This window comes from Pseudomonas sp. Larv2_ips, assembly GCF_963879675.1.
Lineage (GTDB): Bacteria > Pseudomonadota > Gammaproteobacteria > Pseudomonadales > Pseudomonadaceae > Aquipseudomonas.
In genome coordinates this window covers 1327417-1345967 of the sequence record NZ_CAWOAW010000027.1, presented here as the reverse complement: position 1 = coordinate 1345967, position 18551 = coordinate 1327417, and the positions used below count along the sequence as shown (strand labels likewise).

Annotated in this window: 13 protein-coding genes; 6 read left to right on the top strand and 7 right to left on the bottom strand. The window is 60.7% G+C overall.

The annotated features are described in order from the left end of the window. Positions 1-2: 2 nt before the first annotated feature. The 3 genes from AACV02_RS23010 to aqpZ all read left to right on the top strand — a co-directional run bounded on the left by AACV02_RS23010 (position 3) and on the right by aqpZ (position 3493). Entirely contained in the window at positions 3-566 is a 564-nt protein-coding gene (locus AACV02_RS23010; protein WP_106576379.1) for a peptidylprolyl isomerase, read from the top strand. Between the two features lie 82 nt (positions 567-648). Further along, positions 649-2481, top strand: coding sequence for an ABC transporter ATP-binding protein (locus AACV02_RS23005; RefSeq protein ID WP_106576378.1), 1833 nt, complete (start codon positions 649-651; stop codon positions 2479-2481). 310 nt (positions 2482-2791) lie between these two features. After that, on the top strand, positions 2792-3493 hold the full coding sequence (gene aqpZ, locus AACV02_RS23000; RefSeq protein WP_106576377.1) for an aquaporin Z: 702 nt from the start codon (positions 2792-2794) through the stop codon (positions 3491-3493). A gap of 10 nt (positions 3494-3503) precedes the next feature. On the opposite strand, the gene AACV02_RS22995 is transcribed toward aqpZ, so the two are convergent. Continuing rightward, on the bottom strand, positions 3504-4628 hold the full coding sequence (locus tag AACV02_RS22995) for a GNAT family N-acetyltransferase (protein WP_119742205.1): 1125 nt from the start codon (positions 4626-4628) through the stop codon (positions 3504-3506). Positions 4629-4909: 281 nt separating this feature from the next. On the opposite strand from AACV02_RS22995, the gene AACV02_RS22990 reads away from it, so the two are divergent. Further along, positions 4910-6232 (top strand): putative porin, encoded by a 1323-nt coding sequence (locus AACV02_RS22990; protein ID WP_106576375.1) that lies wholly within the window; start codon positions 4910-4912, stop codon positions 6230-6232. A 119-nt stretch (positions 6233-6351) separates the two neighbouring features. Here AACV02_RS22990 and AACV02_RS22985 read toward each other — a convergent pair whose 3' ends face one another. The 5 genes from AACV02_RS22985 to aceK form a co-directional block, all read right to left on the bottom strand. Continuing rightward, a complete protein-coding gene (locus tag AACV02_RS22985; RefSeq protein ID WP_106576374.1) occupies positions 6352-6585 on the bottom strand; it encodes an anti-sigma factor family protein in 234 nt (77 codons plus the stop codon). Then, positions 6579-7193 carry an RNA polymerase sigma factor gene (locus AACV02_RS22980; RefSeq protein ID WP_106576373.1) on the bottom strand — a complete coding sequence of 205 codons (615 nt, stop codon included), beginning with the start codon at positions 7191-7193 and terminating at the stop codon, positions 6579-6581. Before AACV02_RS22980 ends, AACV02_RS22985 begins: the two co-directional genes overlap by 7 nt. 130 nt (positions 7194-7323) lie before the next feature. Further along, positions 7324-8445: a beta-ketoacyl-ACP synthase III gene (locus AACV02_RS22975; protein WP_106576372.1), complete on the bottom strand. Its 1122-nt coding sequence runs from the start codon at positions 8443-8445 to the stop codon at positions 7324-7326. A gap of 326 nt (positions 8446-8771) precedes the next feature. Beyond that, positions 8772-12683 carry an ATP-dependent RNA helicase HrpA gene (gene hrpA, locus AACV02_RS22970; RefSeq protein WP_119742203.1) on the bottom strand — a complete coding sequence of 1304 codons (3912 nt, stop codon included), beginning with the start codon at positions 12681-12683 and terminating at the stop codon, positions 8772-8774. A 124-nt stretch (positions 12684-12807) separates the two neighbouring features. Beyond that, positions 12808-14517, bottom strand: a complete 1710-nt coding sequence (aceK, locus tag AACV02_RS22965) for a bifunctional isocitrate dehydrogenase kinase/phosphatase (protein ID WP_106576370.1) — start codon at positions 14515-14517, stop codon at positions 12808-12810. Between the two features lie 387 nt (positions 14518-14904). On the opposite strand from aceK, the gene AACV02_RS22960 reads away from it, so the two are divergent. Further along, the gene (locus tag AACV02_RS22960) at positions 14905-16530 is read left to right on the top strand and encodes a methyl-accepting chemotaxis protein (protein WP_119742201.1); all 1626 of its coding nucleotides are present in this window, start codon (positions 14905-14907) and stop codon (positions 16528-16530) included. Positions 16531-16594: 64 nt separating this feature from the next. Then, positions 16595-17497 carry a DMT family transporter gene (locus tag AACV02_RS22955; RefSeq protein WP_119742199.1) on the top strand — a complete coding sequence of 301 codons (903 nt, stop codon included), beginning with the start codon at positions 16595-16597 and terminating at the stop codon, positions 17495-17497. 67 nt (positions 17498-17564) lie between these two features. On the opposite strand, the gene AACV02_RS22950 is transcribed toward AACV02_RS22955, so the two are convergent. Further along, the gene (locus AACV02_RS22950; RefSeq protein WP_119742197.1) at positions 17565-18515 is read right to left on the bottom strand and encodes a WxcM-like domain-containing protein; all 951 of its coding nucleotides are present in this window, start codon (positions 18513-18515) and stop codon (positions 17565-17567) included. Positions 18516-18551: the final 36 nt, after the last annotated feature.

The window sequence follows — 18551 nt, the reverse complement described above, 5'->3', positions numbered from 1 at the left end:
CCATGTTGAAAAAAATCGCCTTCTTTGCCGGTTCTGTTTTGTTCGCCGCCAACCTGATGGCCGCCGAGCCCGCCAAGGCGCCTCACGTCCTGATCACCACCACCAATGGCGACATTGAAATCGAACTGGACCCGGTCAAGGCGCCGATCAGCACCAAGAACTTCCTGGCCTATGTCGACAAAGGCTTCTACACCAACACGATTTTCCACCGCGTGATCCCGGGCTTCATGGTCCAGGGCGGCGGATTCACCGCGCAGATGTCGCAAAAGCCAACCGAAGCACCGATCAAGAACGAAGCCAGCAACGGCCTGCACAACGTACGCGGCACCCTGTCGATGGCCCGCACCAATGACCCGAACTCGGCCACCAGCCAGTTCTTCATCAACGTCGCCGACAATGCTTTCCTCGATCCGGGCCGTGACGCCGGTTACGCCGTGTTCGCCAAAGTGGTCAAAGGCATGGACGTGGTCGATATCATCGTCAACTCGCAGACCACCACCAAGCAGGGCATGCAGAACGTGCCTATCGATCCTGTTCTGATCAAGTCGGCCAAGCGCATCGACTGAGGTCTGCAGGTAGCTCCGCGCATGGCCCACAAGGCCACGCGCGCATTTGAACAGGAGAGCCCGCCAGGCGGGCGTCAACCTAATGCTCTATCGTCGTTTTGAACAACTGATCGATATTTTCCGCGCTGCCCCCAGCGACGCCCCGCCCGACAAAGTCCTGCCCTTCTACCTCTATTACCTGCGCCAGGTGTGGCCAAGCTTTGCCGCCTTGCTGGTGGTAGGCCTGATCGGTGCGTTGATCGAAGTGGCGTTGTTCAGCTACCTGAGCCGCATCATCGATCTGGCCCAAGGCACACCGCCCGCCAACTTCTTCCAGATTCACAGCGCCGAGCTGATCTGGATGGCCGTGGTCGCCCTGCTGTTGCGCCCGATCTTCAACGGCTTGCATGACTTGCTGGTGCACCAGACCATCAACCCCGGCATGACCAGCCTGATTCGCTGGCAAAACCACAGCTACGTGCTCAAGCAGAGCCTGAATTTCTTTCAAAACGATTTCGCCGGGCGTATCGCCCAGCGCATCATGCAAACCGGCAACTCCTTGCGTGACTCGGCGGTGGCGACGGCGGAAGCCATCTGGCACGTGTCGATCTATGCGATCAGCGCCCTGGTGCTGTTTGCCGAGGCCGACTGGCGGCTGATGATCCCGCTGATCACCTGGATCATCTGCTACAGCCTGGCCTTGCGTTACTTCGTGCCGCGCGTGAAAGAGCGCTCGGTGATCTCCTCTGAAGCGCGCTCCAAACTGATGGGCCGCATCGTCGACGGCTACACCAACATCACCACCTTGAAGCTGTTCGCCCATACGCAGAATGAGCAGGAATACGCCAAGGAAGCGATCATCGAGCAGACCGAAAAAACCCAGCTGGCCGCACGCGTGCTGACCAGCATGGACGTGACGATTGCCATCTTGAACGGCCTGCTGATCGTCACCACCACCGGCCTGGCCCTGTGGCTGTGGACCCAGTCGCTGATTTCCGTGGGCGCGATTGCCCTGGCCACCGGCCTGGTGATTCGTATCGTCAACATGTCCGGCTGGATCATGTGGGTGGTCAACGGCATTTTCGAAAACATCGGCATGGTGCAGGACGGGCTGAAAACCATCGCAGCACCGCTGGCGGTCACCGACCGCGAGAATGCCCCGCGCCTCAACGTGCCCCATGGCGAAGTACGCTTTGAGCAGGTGGATTTTCACTACGGCAAAAAGAGCGGGATCATTGGCGGCTTGAACCTGACGATCAAGGCCGGGGAAAAGATCGGCCTGATCGGCCCGTCCGGTGCGGGCAAGTCGACCCTGGTCAACCTGCTGCTGCGCCTGTACGACCTGCAAGGCGGGCGCATCCTGATCGACGGGCAGAACATCGCCGAGGTCGCCCAGGAAAGCCTGCGCGCACAGATCGGCATGATCACCCAGGACACTTCGCTGCTGCACCGCTCGATCCGTGACAACTTGCTGTACGGCAAGCCGGATGCGACCGATGAAGAACTGACGGCCGCCATCCACAAGGCCCGCGCCGATGAATTCATTCCGCTGCTGTCGGACGCCGAAGGGCGTACCGGGCTGGACGCCCATGTGGGTGAGCGCGGGGTCAAACTCTCCGGTGGGCAGCGCCAGCGCATTGCCATTGCGCGGGTGCTGCTCAAGGACGCGCCGATTCTGATCATGGACGAGGCCACCTCGGCGCTGGACTCGGAAGTGGAAGCGGCGATCCAGGAGAGCCTGGAAACCTTGATGCAAGGCAAGACGGTGATAGCGATTGCGCACCGGTTGTCGACCATTGCACGGATGGACCGGTTGGTGGTGCTGGAGAAAGGGCAAATCGCCGAGACCGGCAGCCATGCTGAATTGCTGGCCCACGGCGGGCTGTATGCCAGGTTGTGGCAGCATCAAACCGGAGGCTTCGTCGGCATCGACTGACCGCTTCCGGGGAAAACACCCTCCAGACTGTGGGAGCGGGCTTGGTCGCGAAAGCGGTGTAACCGTCGGCCTATACGGTGACTGACACTGCGCCTTCGCGAGCAAGCCCGCTCCCACAGTTGATCGCATTGCATCGCAGCATTGGCCTATCGCGCCAGCACCCAAAGGGTTCTGGCGCTTTTTTATGGCCTGGATTTGCCACAAAAGCCTGCTTCAATCAAAGCAGTGCCCAGACGGGCGCTGAAGTAAATCTGCAGGGAGCATCATTGATTTACTGATTGGGTAGAGCGATCTATCAAGGACGTGTTGCATGTCTTTGTTCAAACGTTCAATCACAGAGGGATTGGGTACGTTTTGGCTGGTGTTGGGCGGTTGCGGGAGTGCGGTGTTGGCCGCAGCGTTTCCCGCCGTCGGGATAGGGCTGTTGGGCGTAGCCCTGGCGTTCGGGCTCACGGTGTTGACCATGGCGTTTGCCATCGGACACATCAGCGGCTGCCATCTCAACCCGGCCGTATCAGTAGGCTTGGTAGTGGGCGGGAGGTTCCCGGCCAGGGAGTTACCGGCTTATATCATCTCGCAGGTTATCGGCGGCACGGTCGCCGCTGCGCTGTTGTACTTCATTGCCAGCGGCAAACCCGGGTTCGAACTGGCATCGGGCCTGGCTTCCAATGGCTACGGCGAGCATTCGCCGGGCAGTTACTCAATGGCAACGGGGTTTGTCTGTGAGCTGGTGATGACGGCGATGTTCGTGCTGATCATCCTTGGCGCCACTGACCGTCGTGCCCCAGCGGGCCTCGCGCCTATCGCCATTGGCCTGGCCTTGACCCTGATCCACTTGATCTCCATCCCCGTGACCAACACCTCGGTCAACCCGGCCCGCAGTACCGGCCCGGCACTGATCGTCGGCGGGTGGGCGCTTCAGCAGTTGTGGATGTTCTGGCTGGCACCCATTTTCGGTGCGGTGATCGGCGGCGCGACCTATCGATGGCTGGGCGAGGAGGACCCAGCCTGAGGTCAAGGGTTCAGCCCTGCCGATAAGGCAGGGCTGTCCTCGCCTCTTCGGCATACGCCAGAATCCCTACGCGCTCGCGCTCGAGGAAATCTTCCACGGCATTTTTCAGACCTGGGTGGCGCAGGTAGTGCCACGACCGGGTGATCACCGGTTCAAACCCGCGAATCAACTTGTGCTCGCCTTGGGCGCCGGCGTCGAAGCGCTGCAAACCGTGAGCAATGGCGTAATCCATGCCTTGGTAGAAGCAGGTTTCGAAATGCAGGCGGTCGAATTCCGCCAGGCAGCCCCAGTAACGCCCGTAGAAGCTGTCGCCACCGATCAGGCTGAAGGCCATGGCAACCGGGCGCGAGCCCTGTTTAGCCAGCACCACGCGAATCGCTTCGGGCATGCGCTCGGCCAGCAGGCTGAAAAACGCCCGCGTCAGGTACGGCGACTGGCGGCGCACGGCGTAGGTGTTGGCGTAGCAGGCGTAGACAAAATCCCATTGCGCTTCGCTCAACTCATGGCCTTGCAGCCATTCGAACTCGATGCCCTGCCCCGCCACTTGCTCGCGCTCTTTGCGCATTTGTTTGCGCTTGCGTGAGCTCAAGGCGTCGAGGAAATCCTGGAAGTCGCGATAGCCGCGATTTTGCCAATGAAACTGACAGCCCAAACGCTGCAACCAACCTGGATGCTGCGCCAAGGCTTGGTCGGCCAAAGGGTCAGTGAAGTTGATGTGGGCGCTGGAGAGCCCTTCGATTTCCAGGTAGCCCGGCAGGCTGTTCAGCAGCTCGAAAGCGTCTTCGACGCTCCTGGCCAGCAAGCGCGGCCCGCTGACCGGGCTGAACGGCACTGCCGTCAGCAACTTTGGGTAGTAATCAATGCCTGCCCGCTCACACGCATCGGCCCAACCGTGATCAAACACGTATTCGCCGTAGGAATGCCATTTGCGGTAGCTGGGCATTGCCGCCACCAGGCGATCGCCTTCCCAGTGCAGCAAATGCTCAGGTTGCCAGCCCGATTGCGGCCCCAGGCTGGCGCTGTCTTCCAGCGCGCTCAGGAATGCATGCCGTACAAAAGGTTGGGCCTGCGGCACGAGGGCATCCCATACCTGCGGGGCGATTTCGGACAGGGCGTCCAGGCGTTGCAACGGCATCGGCATCCTCACTACTTCAGGGCGTGAAAGCCTGGCGAGTATCGCTTATCGGTGGCTTTCGCACACGCCCAAATGGCACGACAAAGGCCAACTCAAATAGTTCCTTCTTAAATATTTTGTCATCTACATAACATCACTTAGCCACTGTTCCGTCATAAGTGATCGTGATACTGACGCCTGTTTTTAGAGCGCCTGGTTCTAGCAGGCGGCTATTTTCCGTCCGTCATCGGTCGGTTGTGTCCTGGATGGTTTGCCATCCCTCCTCACTTTCGGAGATTGATATGCGTCTTGCTTCCACTAAAACTGCGGCGGCCCTGTGTGGCGGCCTGTTGCTGGCCCTGAGCGTTCCGGCCAGCGCTGCAGTCGACGCTAAATTGCTCGACATGCTCAAGGCCAACGGCCAGATCACCGCTGCGCAGTACACCGAACTGCAGGCGGAATTAGCCAAGGACCAGAAAGAAAAGCAGATCGCACAGCAAGCTCAACAAGAGACCAACGAGCAGATCGCGGCTACCGCGAAAAAAACCAACGACCTGAGTGTGTTCGACCAGAAACTGGCCTGGGCCGCGCGCACTCAGCTCAAGGGTGACGTGCGCTTCCGTCAGGAAACCGTGAAGATCCAGGGCGAATCCAACAACGGCGGGCGTGACAAGGACCGTCAGCGCATCCGTGCCCGCCTGGGCGCCTACACCGAGGTCAACTCGCAGGTCGACACCGGCATTCGCATTGCCACCGGCAGCAGCGACGACGCGCGCTCCACCAACCAGGACCAGGACAACTACTTCGACAAGAAGTCGATCTGGCTGGACCTGGGCTACATCGACTACCATCCGGACCAGATCAAAAACCTGCACGTGATCGGCGGCAAGATGTTGCAGCCGTGGGTCAACATGGGCGACGTGATCTGGGACAGCGACATCAACCCGGAAGGCCTGGCCCTGACCTACAAATACCCACTGGGCAGCAGCGCCGAGTTGTTCGGCAGCATCGGCAACTACAACCTCAAGGACAACGTCGACGGCGACGGCGTGCAATTTCGTCACGACCTGCGCCTGACGTCCGGCCAGTTGGGCACGCGGTTCTCGCTGACTGACAACTTGAAAATGACCCTGGGCGGCAGCGTCTACGCCTACCAGAACGACAAGGACAGCCGTTGCACGACCACCACCACGCCTTGCGCATTGGCGGTCAACGGCAACTCGGCCGACAACCAGTTCCGCCTGTACGAAGGCTTCGCCCAGGCCGACATCGGCGGCCTGGCAGTGCCGTTGGCGTTCTATGGCCAGTACGTGAAAAACAACGACGCGGTGACCGATCAGGACACTGCCTGGTTGATCGGTGCCAAGTCCAAAGTGTTCGGCTTGAACCTGGACTACAACTACCGCGATATCCAGCGTAACGCCGTGGTGGGTGCCTTCACCGACTCGGACTTCGCCAACGGCACCACCGGCTCACGCGGCCACAAGATGAAGGTCAGCTACGACATCGACAAGAACTTCGCCCTCGGCGCCACGTACTTCCTGACCAAGGCGGACTACGCCAGCCGCACGCAGCGTGATGCCAACACCAACACCCTGCAGTTGGATGCTGAAGCCAAGTTCTAATGGGTGTGCAATAAACCTTGGGCCAGGACGGCCCGAGGTGGTTTCAACAGCCTTGCGTGGGTGGGTCGCCCCTCATCATCCGTTCGCCCCACCCACGCCAGTCTGCATTGTTCGCGCTTTTACTGATCTTTCAGCCGCTCGGCTACCAGCCGGTCAGCCAATGCATCCACGTCCTTTACCGGTTCTTCCGGCATGATTTTCAAAGTCGCCTGCATCAGGCGCATCTGACGGATAAATCGCCGGCAGTTAGGGCAAAACATCAAGTGATGACGCACCAGCAAACGTTCGCGAAAGGTCAATTGCCCATCGAGGTAGTCACTGGAACGTGCCACTTGTTCTTTGCAGGTCAACATTCGCCCGTTTCCTCAAAATGCTCCACCGTGGCGAAGACTTTAAGCCGTGCCCGATGCAACAGCACACGGACATTGGAGAGCGAGAGCGTCAGAAGATTACAAATCTCTTCCAACTCCAGGCCTTGGCGCTCACGCAGCACCAGCACGCTGCTTTGCAGCTCCGACAAACTCAGCAACGTATGCTCCAGGCACTTGCGCAACTCATCCTCGGTCAGCAACGCTTCCGGGGTGTCCTGGTGCCAGGCGTACGGGGCCACGGCCCAGTGGCCATCGTCGGGGACGAAGCGATCGTCACCGATGGTGCCGTGAGGTGAGGGCAAATCGTCGAGCAACACTTCCCGGCGATTTTGTTTATAGCGGCCCTTGGCGGAGTTGGCGGTGATGGTCAGCAGCCAGGTCTTGAGGCTGGAACGCCCTTCGAACCTGGCCAGGTTGCGCACCACCGACAACCACGCGTCCTGCACCACTTCGTCGGCGTGGCGCTGGCCGACAATGGCATAGGCCACTGCCCGCATGGCGCTCTGGTAGGTGGTGACCAATTCCTTGTAGGCCCGCTGCTCGCCCTTGAGCAGCCGTTCCAGCAGGTGCGCGTCGTCGGCTGCTGCCATCGTTTACCTCAATCCTGCTGTGGAAATCCGATACCTGTGGGAGCTGGCTTGCCTGCGATAGCGGCGGTGGCTCCACTATCGTCATCGCAGGCAAGCCAGCTCCCACATTAAATCTGGCCAAATCCAAAGATTAGCGCTTGCGCAGGATTACGCTGCCGATCGAATAACCGGCACCGAACGAGCTGAGCACCGCCACGGCTCCTTTTGGCAAGTCGTCCTGGTAGGTGTGAAACGCGATCACCGAACCTGCCGAACTGGTGTTGGCGTAGGTGTCGAGAATCACCGGCGCTTCTTCCACCGAGGCTTCGCGGCCCAGCAGTTTTTTCACGATCAGGTGGTTCATGCTCAGGTTGGCCTGGTGCAGCCAGAAACGCTTCACGTCGGCCACATTCAGCTGGTTTTCGTCCAGATGCACGCCGATCAGTTCCGCCACCATTGGGCAGACATCACGGAAGACCTTGCGACCTTCCTGTACGAACAGCTTGTCCGGCGCGCCGATGCCTTCTTCCGCCGTGCGGTTGAGGAAGCCGAAGTTGTTGCGGATGTTGTTGGAAAACTTGGTCAGCAGTTTGGTGCTCACCACATCGAACTGATGCTCGGAAGTCGCCAGGTCGGCGCGCTCGAGAATCACGGCCGTAGCCGCATCCCCGAAGATGAAGTGGCTGTCGCGGTCACGGAAATTCAGGTGGCCGGTGCAGACTTCCGGGTTGACCATCAGGATCGCCCGCGCCTGGCCCAGCTGGATGCTGTTGGCGGCGTTCTGGATACCAAAGGTCGCCGACGAGCACGCCACGTTCATGTCGAAACCGAAACCTTCGATACCCAGCGCTTCCTGGACTTCGATGGCGATGGCCGGGTAGGCGCGCTGCAGGTTGGAGCAGGCCACGATCACGCCGTCGATGTCGGCGGCAGTCTTGCCCGCGCGCTGCAGGGCCTGTTCGGCCGCGCCAACGGCCATCTGGCATAGCACCGACCATTCGTCATTGCTGCGCTCGGGCAAACGCGGGGCCATGCGCTGCGGGTCGAGAATACCGTCCTTGTCCATGACAAAACGGCTCTTGATGCCCGATGCTTTCTCGATAAAGGCTGCGCTGGACTCAGTCAGTGCCTGGACCTCGCCGCGCTCGATGGCGGCGGCGTTGTCAGTGTTGAACTGCTGAACATAGGCATTGAAAGACTGCACCAGCTCTTCGTTGGAGATGCTGTTGGCCGGGGTGTACAGGCCAGTGCCGCTGATGACGACGTTATGCACGGTCGTTCCTCTAAATCTGTCAGGCAGAAGATATTGGTACCGTCGTACCAAACTTTAAGTCGTTCGATTCCGTCCAGCGGGCATCAAACTGGCAACGCTTTATTCCATTGCGCCGCGGCTGCACACCAGCCCATCACGACGATCCCGGCATTTATGACCGCGAAGTTTGCCACAACCTCGGGGATTTGGCGCCATTTCCGGATAAACCCCATGCTGACGGTGGGAGCTGGCTTGCCTGCGATGCAGACACCGCGGTGTATCAGTCAAATCACTGGGAGGCCATCGCAGGCAAGCCAGCTCCCACAATCTCGCTAACCGAGAGGGCTTCAGGCGTCCACCTGGCTCCATTGCTTGCTCAAACGCTTGTCGGAAATCGGCACTTTGGTGCCCAACTGCTGGGCAAACAACGACACGCGATATTCCTCCAACCACCAGCGATACAGCTCCAGCTGAGGGTCACGCTTGCCTTCCTGGGCGTGTTTGTTCAGGCGGTTCTGGTACTGCGCCCACAGGCCGCTCAGCTCAGTGCTCCACACTCGGTCCTTTTGCACCTGGCTGGGCAGTTTCTCCAGGCGCAGCTCAATGGCCTTGAGGAAACGTGGCAGTTCCTTGAACCACTGCGCCGGGGTTTCCCGCACAAAACCTGGGTACACCAGATGGCTCAGCTGCTGCTTGATGTCATTCAAGGCCACCGCCTGGGCCAGGTCGATCTTGCCCTTGAAGCGCTTTTGCAAGCCATGCCACAGCTTCAGCACTTCCAGCGTCAGGCGGGCCAGGCGCTCGGCGTGCTCGGTCCAGCTGCCGCGCTTGCGTTCAGCCAGGGCCGCCAAACCTGCACCGTCACGCGGCAAGCTGGCTTCGCCTTCCAGTACGCAGGTGTCGAGGCTGGCCAACAGAATGTCTTCCACCAGTGCATCGACGCGCCCCAGTTCGCGGTACATCAGGCCCAATTCGGTCAGGCCGGGCAATTTGCCGCGCAGGAATTTCGCCGGCTCGGCCAATTGCTGCAGCAGCAGGCGCTGCAACGCGCGACGATGCTGGAACTCCGCCTCGGCGGCCGTCGAGAACCGCCCTTCCTTGACCGTGCCATTTTCTTCGACCAACGCCGGGTAGACCGTCATCGACAGCCCCGCGATCTTTTGCTGGGTCTTCTCGGCCACCGCCGCAAACACCTTGGCTTGCACCGGTTGCTGGCTTTTGGCGGTTTGCGGCACGGCCAACGCGGCCTGGCTGGCCTCGGCAAAACGCGCGGTCAGCTCGGCCAGGTCGCGCCCTTCGCCGAGGAACTTGCCTTGGCCGTCGACCACTTCCAGGTTCATCTTCAGGTGGTTTTCCACCTGCTGCGCCGCCTCGGCCCAGGCTTCATCGCTGACCCGTGCGCCGGTCATGCGCAGCAGTTCGCGCCCCAGCGCCTGGGGCAGCGAGCCCTGGCCGAATTCGATGCGTTGCAGCGCCGCCTTGACGAAATCCGGCACCGGTACAAAGTTTTTGCGCAGCGCCTTGGGCAGGTTGCGCACCAGGGCAATGCACTTGGCTTCGATCACCCCCGGCACCAGCCATTCCAGGCGCTCCGGCGGCAATGCCGGCAGCAGTGGCGCCGGTACGCGCAGGGTCACACCGTCGCGGGGGTGGTTGGGTTCGAAGTGATAACTCAGCGCCAACTCCAGATCGCCCAGGTGCAAGGTGTCCGGATAATGCAGGGCCGTGACTTCACTGGCCTCGCGGGCCAGCACGTCTTCCTCGCGCATGATCAGCAGTTGCGGGTCTTTCTGGCTGTTGACCTTGTACCAGCTGTCGAACGTCGCGGTCTGGTGGATCTCCGCCGGCAAGCGCGCATCGTAGAAGGCGTACAGGGTTTCTTCGTCCGCCAGGATGTCGCGACGGCGCGCCTTGGCCTCCAGTTCGTCGAGCTGCTCCAGCAGTTGCTGGTTGGCCGCCAGGCACTTGGCCCGCGACTGAATCTCGCCGCGCACCAGGCCTTCGCGGATAAACAGCTCGCGCGACACCACCGGGTCAATCGGCCCGTAATGCACCGGCCGGCGCCCAACCACAATCAGCCCGAACAGCGTGATTTGCTCAAAGGCCACCACTTGGCCGCGCTTCTTCTCCCAATGCGGCTCGAAGTGGTTTTTCTTGATCAGGTGCCCGGCCAGCGGCTCGATCCAGTCGGCATCGATTTTTGCCACCATGCGCGCGTACAGCTTGGTGGTTTCCACCAGTTCAGCGGTCATCAGCCATTGCGGGCGCTTCTTGCCGATGCCCGAGGACGGGTGAATCCAGAAGCGCCGCTGACGCGCGCCGAGGTAATCGCCGTCTTCGGTCTTCTGGCCGATCTGGCTCAACAGGCCAGACAACACAGCCTTGTGCAGCTTGGCAAAGTCCGCCGGCTCTTTATTGACGGTCAACTGCATGTCGCGACAGATCAGGCTGAGCTGGCGATGGGAATCGCGCCACTCGCGCAGGCGCAGGTAATTCAAGAAGTTCTTGCGGCACCAGTTACGCAACGGGCTGGCGGTCAGCGCCTGGCGCTGCTCCTCAAAACCGCGCCACAGGTTTACCAACCCGGCGAAGTCAGAATCGGCATCCTTCCACTGGGCGTGGGCTTGGTCAGCCGCTTGCTGACGCTCTGGCGGGCGTTCACGCGGGTCCTGGATCGACATGGCACTGGCGACGATCAGCACTTCCTGCAAACTGCCGAGCTTGGCGGCTTCGAGCAGCATGCGGCCCATGCGCGGGTCCACTGGCAGGCGCGCCAGTTGGCGGCCCAGCGGCGTGAGCTGGCTGTTGCGGTCGACCGCCGAGAGCTCTTGCAGCAGGTTGAAACCGTCGCTGATGGCCTTGCCGTCCGGCGGCTCGATAAACGGGAAATCGGTGATTTCGCCGAGGCGCAGGTGCAGCATCTGCAGGATTACGGCGGCAAGGTTGGTGCGCAGGATTTCCGGGTCGGTGAATTCCGGACGGCCGATAAAATCCTCTTCGCTGTACAAGCGGATGCAAATACCGGGCTCGACCCGACCGCAACGGCCTTTACGCTGGTTGGCGCTGGCCTGGGAAATTGCCTCGATCGGCAGGCGTTGCACCTTGGCGCGGTAGCTGTAACGGCTGATGCGCGCGGTGCCGCTGTCGATCACATACCGAATGCCAGGCACGGTCAACGAGGTTTCCGCGACGTTGGTCGCCAGCACCACACGGCGGCCCGGGTGGGATTGGAAAATGCGCTGTTGTTCAGCCGGTGACAGGCGCGCATACAGCGGCAGAATTTCGGTGTGCTTGAGCTGGGCCTTGCGCAGCATCTCGGCGGCGTCACGAATCTCGCGCTCGCCCGGCAAGAACACCAGCACATCGCCAGGGCTGCGCCGCTCGCTGCGTTCATGGGCGGCGATTTCATCCAGGGTAGCGAGGATCGCCTGGTCGACGGTCAAGTCGTCCTCGACGCGGTTGCCCTCCTCGTCCTGCTCCAGGGTCAGCGGGCGATACCAGATGTCCACCGGGAAGGTACGGCCCGAGACCTCGACAATCGGTGCATCGTCGAAGTGCTTGGAAAAACGCTCCAGGTCGATGGTCGCCGAGGTGATGATGACTTTCAGGTCGGGGCGACGCGGCAACAGGGTTTTCAGGTAGCCGAGCAGGAAGTCGATGTTCAGGCTGCGTTCGTGGGCTTCGTCGACGATGATCGTGTCGTAGCGTTCCAGGTAGCGGTCGTTCTGGGTTTCCGCCAGCAGGATGCCGTCGGTCATCAACTTGATCAGGGTGTTGGAGTCACTCTGGTCTTCGAAACGCACCTGATAGCCGACCAGCGCGCCCAACGGCGTGGCCAGTTCTTCGGCGACGCGGCTGGCGACGCTGCGCGCGGCGATTCGGCGCGGCTGGGTGTGGCCGATCAGGCCGTACTGGCCACGGCCGATCTCCAGGCAGATTTTCGGCAGTTGGGTGGTTTTACCCGAGCCGGTTTCACCGGCGATGATCAGCACCTGATGCTTTTGCAGCGCCTCTTTGATCTCATCGCGCTTGGCGGCAATCGGCAGGCTGTCGTCGTAGCGAATCACCGGCAGGCTGGCACGCCGCGCCGTGACCTGTGCGCAGGACGCCTGCATGCGCGTGACCCACTGCGCCAGCTTGTCCTCGTCGGGCTTCTTGCGCAGCTCGAGCAACTGGCGCCGCAAGCGGTGGCGGTCGGCGAGCATGGCGTGATCGAGGTTTTTCAGCAGTTGGTCGATAGCGGGCGCTTGGTCAGTCATCAGGTACTTTGAAGGTCGTCATTTATGCACGGCCGGCAAGTGTGGCAGAAAAGCCGCTATCAGCGTCAAGCTTCAAGCAGCAAGTAGAAGCAAAACCGCTTACCTGTGGCTTGCCGCTTGAGGCTTACAGCTGCTCTTTTCTGCGGTACGGGAACACGTCGATGACCTTGCCGGCGCGAATCGCTTCCTGCAGGCCTTTCCAGTAGTCGGCGTTGTACAGCTCGCCGTGCAGCTCGTCGAACAGCTTGCGCTGGCCGGCGTCGGCAAACAGGAACGGCGGGAATTCTTCGGGGAACACATCCAGCGGCCCAATGGAGTACCAGGGCTCCGAGGCCATTTCGTCCTCGGGCGTGCGCGGTGCCGGGATGTGGCGAAAGTTGGCTTCGGTGAGAAAGCAGATTTCGTCGTAGTCATAGAACACCACGCGACCGTGGCGGGTGACGCCGAAGTTTTTCAGCAGCATGTCGCCGGGAAAGATGTTCGCCGCCGCCAGTTGCTTGATGGCCAGGCCGTAGTCCTCCAGCGCTTCGCGCACTTGGGCGTCGTTGGCGTTGTCGAGGTAGAGGTTGAGTGGGGTCATGCGCCGTTCGGTCCAGCAGTGGCGGATCAGCACGGTGTCGCCTTCGACTTCCACGGTGCCCGCAGCGACCTCCAACAGCTCGGCCAGGCATTCAGGCTCGAACTTGCTCAAGGGGAAACGGAAATCGGCGAACTCCTGGGTGTCAGCCATGCGCCCCACGCGGTCGACGCTTTTTACCAGGCGGTACTTCTCGATGACGGTGGCGCGATTGACGTTTTTCGACGGTGAAAAGCGGTCCTTGATGATCTTGAACACCGTGTTGAAGCCCGGCAGTGTGAACACGCTCATGACCATGCCGCGCACGCCGGGCGCCATGATGAAGCGGTCATCGGTGGTGGCCAGGTGGTTGATCAGCGCGCGGTAGAACTCCGACTTGCCGTGTTTGTAGAAACCGATTGAGGTGTACAGCTCGGCGATGTGCTTGCCGGGCAGGATGCGTTTGAGAAACCCGATGAATTCCGCTGGCACCGGCACGTCGACCATGAAATACGAGCGCGTGAACGAGAAGATGATCGACACGTCGGCTTCGTCCGTGATCAGCGCGTCGATCTGAATGCCGCGCCCTTCGCGGTGCAGCAGCGGAATCACCAACGGCCATTGTTCGTCACGGGTGTAGATGCGTCCTACGAGGTAGGCGCCTTTATTGCGGTAGAGCACCGAGGAAAACAGCTCAACATTGAGGTCCGGATCTTTGCACACCCAGTCCGGCAGGTTTTCGCGCAATTGCGCTTCGAGCCGGCGCAGGTCGGTCGCAAGGTCTGCGTAGGGTTCGCTGAACGCGTAATCGGCGAAGACCTGCGCCAGCATCGCCGTCAGGTCGCCCGCCGGCTGATAAACGCGGGTTTGCGCCGCACGCGCACGGCGCAGGCTCGGCCGCGTGGTGTGGATGAACATGCAGGCATCGCTGATCAGGTCGTGACTGAACAGGCTGCAGAAGATCGAGTTGTACCAGGTCTCGGACAATTCATCGTCAAAGCGCAGGTCGATCAGGCCGATGTAGGCACGCTTCACCAGCGGCCACGCGTCCACTTCCAGCAGCGTGGCCTCGTCGAACTGGGCACGCAGGCGCGCCGTTACTTCAGCGACTTTCTCTTCGTACAAGTTGATCCGCGCCGCCGAAGCCGCCTGCCCTTGCTGCCACTGGGCCTTCTCGAAACGTTCACGGGCGCCGTCAGTGATCTGGCGGAAGTGCTCACGGTAATCGTCGAAGCCATCGAGGATCATGCGGGCGATGGCAAGCGCGGACTGCGGCATACGGGAAACCTCGAACGGGCGTCTGGAAGCCCTGAGCTTAGCCAGTGAACGGGGGCACGAGAAGGATGATTTTTTGGGTCACGCTGTACAACTGTCGACACATTGTAGGATTTTTTCAAATTTCATAATTCGACCGTATGGTCAGTAAACGCAGCCAAAGGCGCCAGCACCTTTGGCTACAGGCCTGCAATGCCGTGGCTTGCCGCCTGCCAGGGTAAACAGCAGCGCGCTTGCGCTTCACACCTTATGTAACCGAATTGATACACCGTAAGGGAAACCCTGATTACCTCCTTAGTGGCACTTTGATATATAGCGCGCCCTCTCCCAGCCTAACAAGGTCTGAAGACCGATCCGGGAACAGGTTCTAATCGCCTAAGGAGCATTGAGATGTCATTGAGGAACATGAGGATCGGATTGCGCGCCAGTCTGAGTTTTGCGCTGTTGGCCGGTTTGCTGGTGATTGTCGGCCTGTTTGGCCTGGGCCAGATGGCCAAGCTGCGAGAAAGCGCGCTGGTCATCGAAGAGTCATGGATGCCGAGCATCGAGAATATCCACGACAGCGCGGCCTATGTGGCCAGTATCCGCTTGGAGGCCTTGCGCCTGGCGACCACCGACGAATCGCGGATTCGCGACAACAGCAAAAGCCTGATCACCCGCCAGAGCACTGAGCTGCAAACGCTGCTGACCCATCACGAAACCCTGACCAGCGGCGACGAAGAAGCCGCTCTGCTGAAAAAACTCAAAGCCGATGTGGCGACCTATCTCAGCATCGTCGGGCAGATGGTGGCCTTGGTGGACAAGGATCAACAGCAAGATGCCATCGACCTGCTGACCAGCCGCCTGGCACCCCAAGGTACGGTCCTCAACAAGAGCCTGGAGGACATGATCACCTTCAATCAGAAAGGCGTCGAAGACGCGGCCAATGCTGCCGCGCAGATGTATGCCAGCGCTCAGTGGGTGGTCGGCCTGATCATCGTGTGCGCGTTGATCGCCACTTTATTGCTCGCCTGGCTGCTGACCCGCAGTATCACCGCCCCCCTCGGCCAGGCCCTGGCCGTGGCACGCACCATCGCCGGCGGCGATTTGAGCCAGCCTGTGGTGGTGAAAGGCACCGACGAACCGGCGCAATTGCTGACGGCCCTGGCCACCATGCAGGACCAGCTGCGAACCACGATCCATGGCATCAGCGAATCGGCGCAGCAACTGGCCTCCGCCGCCGAGGAAATGAGCTCGGTGATGGAACAGAGCACCCGTGGCCTGCAGGCGCAAAACGATGAAATTGAACAGGCGGCGACCGCCGTCAACGAGATGAGCGCGGCCGTGGACGAAGTGGCGGGCAACGCGGTGTCCAGCGCCGAAGCGTCCAAGGCCTCCGATGAAGACAGCAAGCACGGCCACTACCAGATCAGCGAAACCATCAGCTCGATCCAGAACCTGGTGGACGAAGTGCTTGGCGCTTCGAACAAAGCCGAAGGCCTGGCCGTGCAAGCTCAAGACATCAGCAAAGTGCTCGAAGTGATCCGCGGCATCGCCGGGCAAACCAACCTGCTGGCGCTCAATGCCGCCATCGAGGCAGCGCGCGCAGGCGAAGCCGGCCGAGGCTTTGCGGTAGTGGCCGATGAGGTGCGCTCGCTGGCGCAACGCACTCAGGATTCAACCGAGGAAATCGAACAGATGATCACCGGTATCCAGCAAGGTACCCAGGACACCGTCGACGCCCTCAACAGCAGCGCCGAACACGCCGGCCAGACCCTGCAACGCGCCAACAGCGCCGGTAGCGCGCTGGAAAAAATCACCGCGGCCATCTCGCAGATCAGCGAGCGCAACCTGGTGATCGCCAGCGCCGCTGAGCAGCAGGCACTGGTGGCCCGTGACGTCGACCGCAGCCTGGTGAACATTCGCGACCTGTCCACCCAAACCGCCGCGGGCGCGACCCAGACCTCCGCCGCCAGCCAGGAGCTGTCGCGCCTGGCCGTGGACCTCAACGGCATGGTGACGCGGTTTGTCCTGTAATTAGCGATTGTGTCGGCCAGGCCTCTAGGCAACACTCGCCGCCTTATTGAGGTAGGAGTGTTCCGTGAGACCTGTCGACACCCTGTATTTGCTGGGGCTGGCTGCCATCTGGGGCGCGAGCTTCCTGTTCATGCGCATCATCGCGCCGGAAATCGGCACCGTGCCGACCGCATTTTTTCGCGTGTCGATTGCCGCCGCCGGCTTGCTGGTGATACTCGCAGCGATGCGCGTCAACTGGGACTTCCAGGGCAAGTTCAAGACCGTGCTGCTGCTGGGCGTGATCAACTCCGGCATCCCCGCGACCATGTACTCGGTGGCCGCGCAGGTGCTGCCGGCCGGCTACTCGGCGATCTTCAACGCCACCACGCCACTGATGGGCGTGTTGATTGGCGGGTTGTTCTTCAGTGAACGCCTGACGCCGTCGAAAATCGCCGGCGTCAGCCTGGGCCTGCTCGGCGTGGCCGTGCTGACGCGCGCCGGGCCGGTGGCGTTTGACCTGGAATTATTGATGGGGGCGCTGGCCTGCCTGTTAGCCACCACCTGCTACGGCTTCGCCGGGTTCCTCGCACGGCGTTGGCTGGACCAACGCGGCGGCCTGGACAGCCGACTCGCCGCGCTGGGCAGCATGCTCGGCGCCACCCTGTTTTTACTGCCGTTTTTTGCCTACAGCGCCATCAGCCACCCGCCCGCGAGTTGGGGTGGCTGGCAGGTTTGGTCATCACTGCTAGGTCTGGGCCTTGTGTGCACGGCGTTTGCCTACATTCTGTACTTCCGCTTGCTGTCGTCCATCGGGCCGGTGAAGTCGATGACCGTGACCTTCATGATTCCGCCGTTTGGGGTGTTGTGGGGCGCGTTGTTGCTGGATGAGCCGCTGTCGATGGCGCATGTGTATGGCGGCGTGTTGATTGGGGGAGCGTTGTGGTTGGTGTTGCGGGTGGGGACATTATTGTCGGGGAAACGCCGCTGATTGCGTTGGCAACCTCAGCGGCGTGACTCACGGGCAGTAATGGATGGACCGCAGGCAGTTACGGCCATCAAGCGCCGGTGATGAGCATTTTGAATTCGTCGTAATTGCGAATGTAATCGGCAGCATCATAGCGGTGTGAAGCGAACACCATCAGTACCGCGTCCTGGGAATAGCGGTACTGAATCCCCCAGGTCATCGGCGGTAAATACAAGCCCCTGTTCGGCCGATCCAGCACGAATTCCTCGCGGTTATTGCCATCATCGGCAACCACGTGCACCGAACCTTTCACCGCCACCAGGAACTGATGGCAGACCCGGTGAGCATGTTCGCCGCGTGTTTCTGCCGTCGGCACGTCATATACCAGAAAGTAACGCTCTGACTTGAACGGCACTGTTCGCTCGAACTCGCCCACAGACAGACTGCCGCGAATGTCGGCGACCTCCGTCATGGTGTGCAACGTGACGCCGTTGACAGAAGTGGCGACCGCCCCAGGCGTGCTGGCGACCTTTTCAGCCCCATCCTGGCTTGCATCGACCGGCTTAGTATCAACATAGCCAATGATTTTGGCGGGGTTGCCGACAACGATTGCGTTGGGCGGAATAGACCGTGTGACGACGGCCCCGGCACCAATCATGGCATTGGTGCCAATCGTCAGGCCTGGAAGGATGGTGCAGTTGGCACCCAGCGACGCGCCTTTTCGAACGATCGTGCGGGCAAAGGTCTGCGGATAGACCTTGCTGCGCGGAAAAAGGTCATTGGTAAAGGTTGCATTCGGCCCAATAAAAACGTCGTCTTCAAGGGTGATGCCATCCCACACTTGCACGCCGCACTTGAGTGTTACGCGGTCACCGATGATCACATCGTTTTCGATGAAAACGTTGTCGCACACGTTGCATTCATTGCCCAACGTGGCCCCCGGCAGGATATGCGCGAAGGCCCAGACACGCGTGTCTTTACCGATATTTTCGGATTCGCACAGCGCATGGCTGTGGACGAAAAAGTGTTTGGTACTGCTCATTGTGGTCTCCAGGTCGGTTTGATTATTGACGACAGG

What these genes read in the sequence shown, in the direction of transcription:
- AACV02_RS23010 (WP_106576379.1), top strand. Translation starts at nt 3, where the DNA reads ATGTTGAAAAAAATCGCCTTCTTTGCCGGTTCTGTTTTGTTCGCCGCC.
- AACV02_RS23005 (WP_106576378.1), top strand. Translation starts at nt 649, where the DNA reads ATGCTCTATCGTCGTTTTGAACAACTGATCGATATTTTCCGCGCTGCC.
- aqpZ (WP_106576377.1), top strand. Translation starts at nt 2,792, where the DNA reads ATGTCTTTGTTCAAACGTTCAATCACAGAGGGATTGGGTACGTTTTGG.
- AACV02_RS22995 (WP_119742205.1), bottom strand. Translation starts at nt 4,628, where the DNA reads ATGCCGTTGCAACGCCTGGACGCCCTGTCCGAAATCGCCCCGCAGGTA.
- AACV02_RS22990 (WP_106576375.1), top strand. Translation starts at nt 4,910, where the DNA reads ATGCGTCTTGCTTCCACTAAAACTGCGGCGGCCCTGTGTGGCGGCCTG.
- AACV02_RS22985 (WP_106576374.1), bottom strand. Translation starts at nt 6,585, where the DNA reads ATGTTGACCTGCAAAGAACAAGTGGCACGTTCCAGTGACTACCTCGAT.
- AACV02_RS22980 (WP_106576373.1), bottom strand. Translation starts at nt 7,193, where the DNA reads ATGGCAGCAGCCGACGACGCGCACCTGCTGGAACGGCTGCTCAAGGGC.
- hrpA (WP_119742203.1), bottom strand. Translation starts at nt 12,683, where the DNA reads ATGACTGACCAAGCGCCCGCTATCGACCAACTGCTGAAAAACCTCGAT.
- aceK (WP_106576370.1), bottom strand. Translation starts at nt 14,517, where the DNA reads ATGCCGCAGTCCGCGCTTGCCATCGCCCGCATGATCCTCGATGGCTTC.
- AACV02_RS22960 (WP_119742201.1), top strand. Translation starts at nt 14,905, where the DNA reads ATGTCATTGAGGAACATGAGGATCGGATTGCGCGCCAGTCTGAGTTTT.
- AACV02_RS22950 (WP_119742197.1), bottom strand. Translation starts at nt 18,515, where the DNA reads ATGAGCAGTACCAAACACTTTTTCGTCCACAGCCATGCGCTGTGCGAA.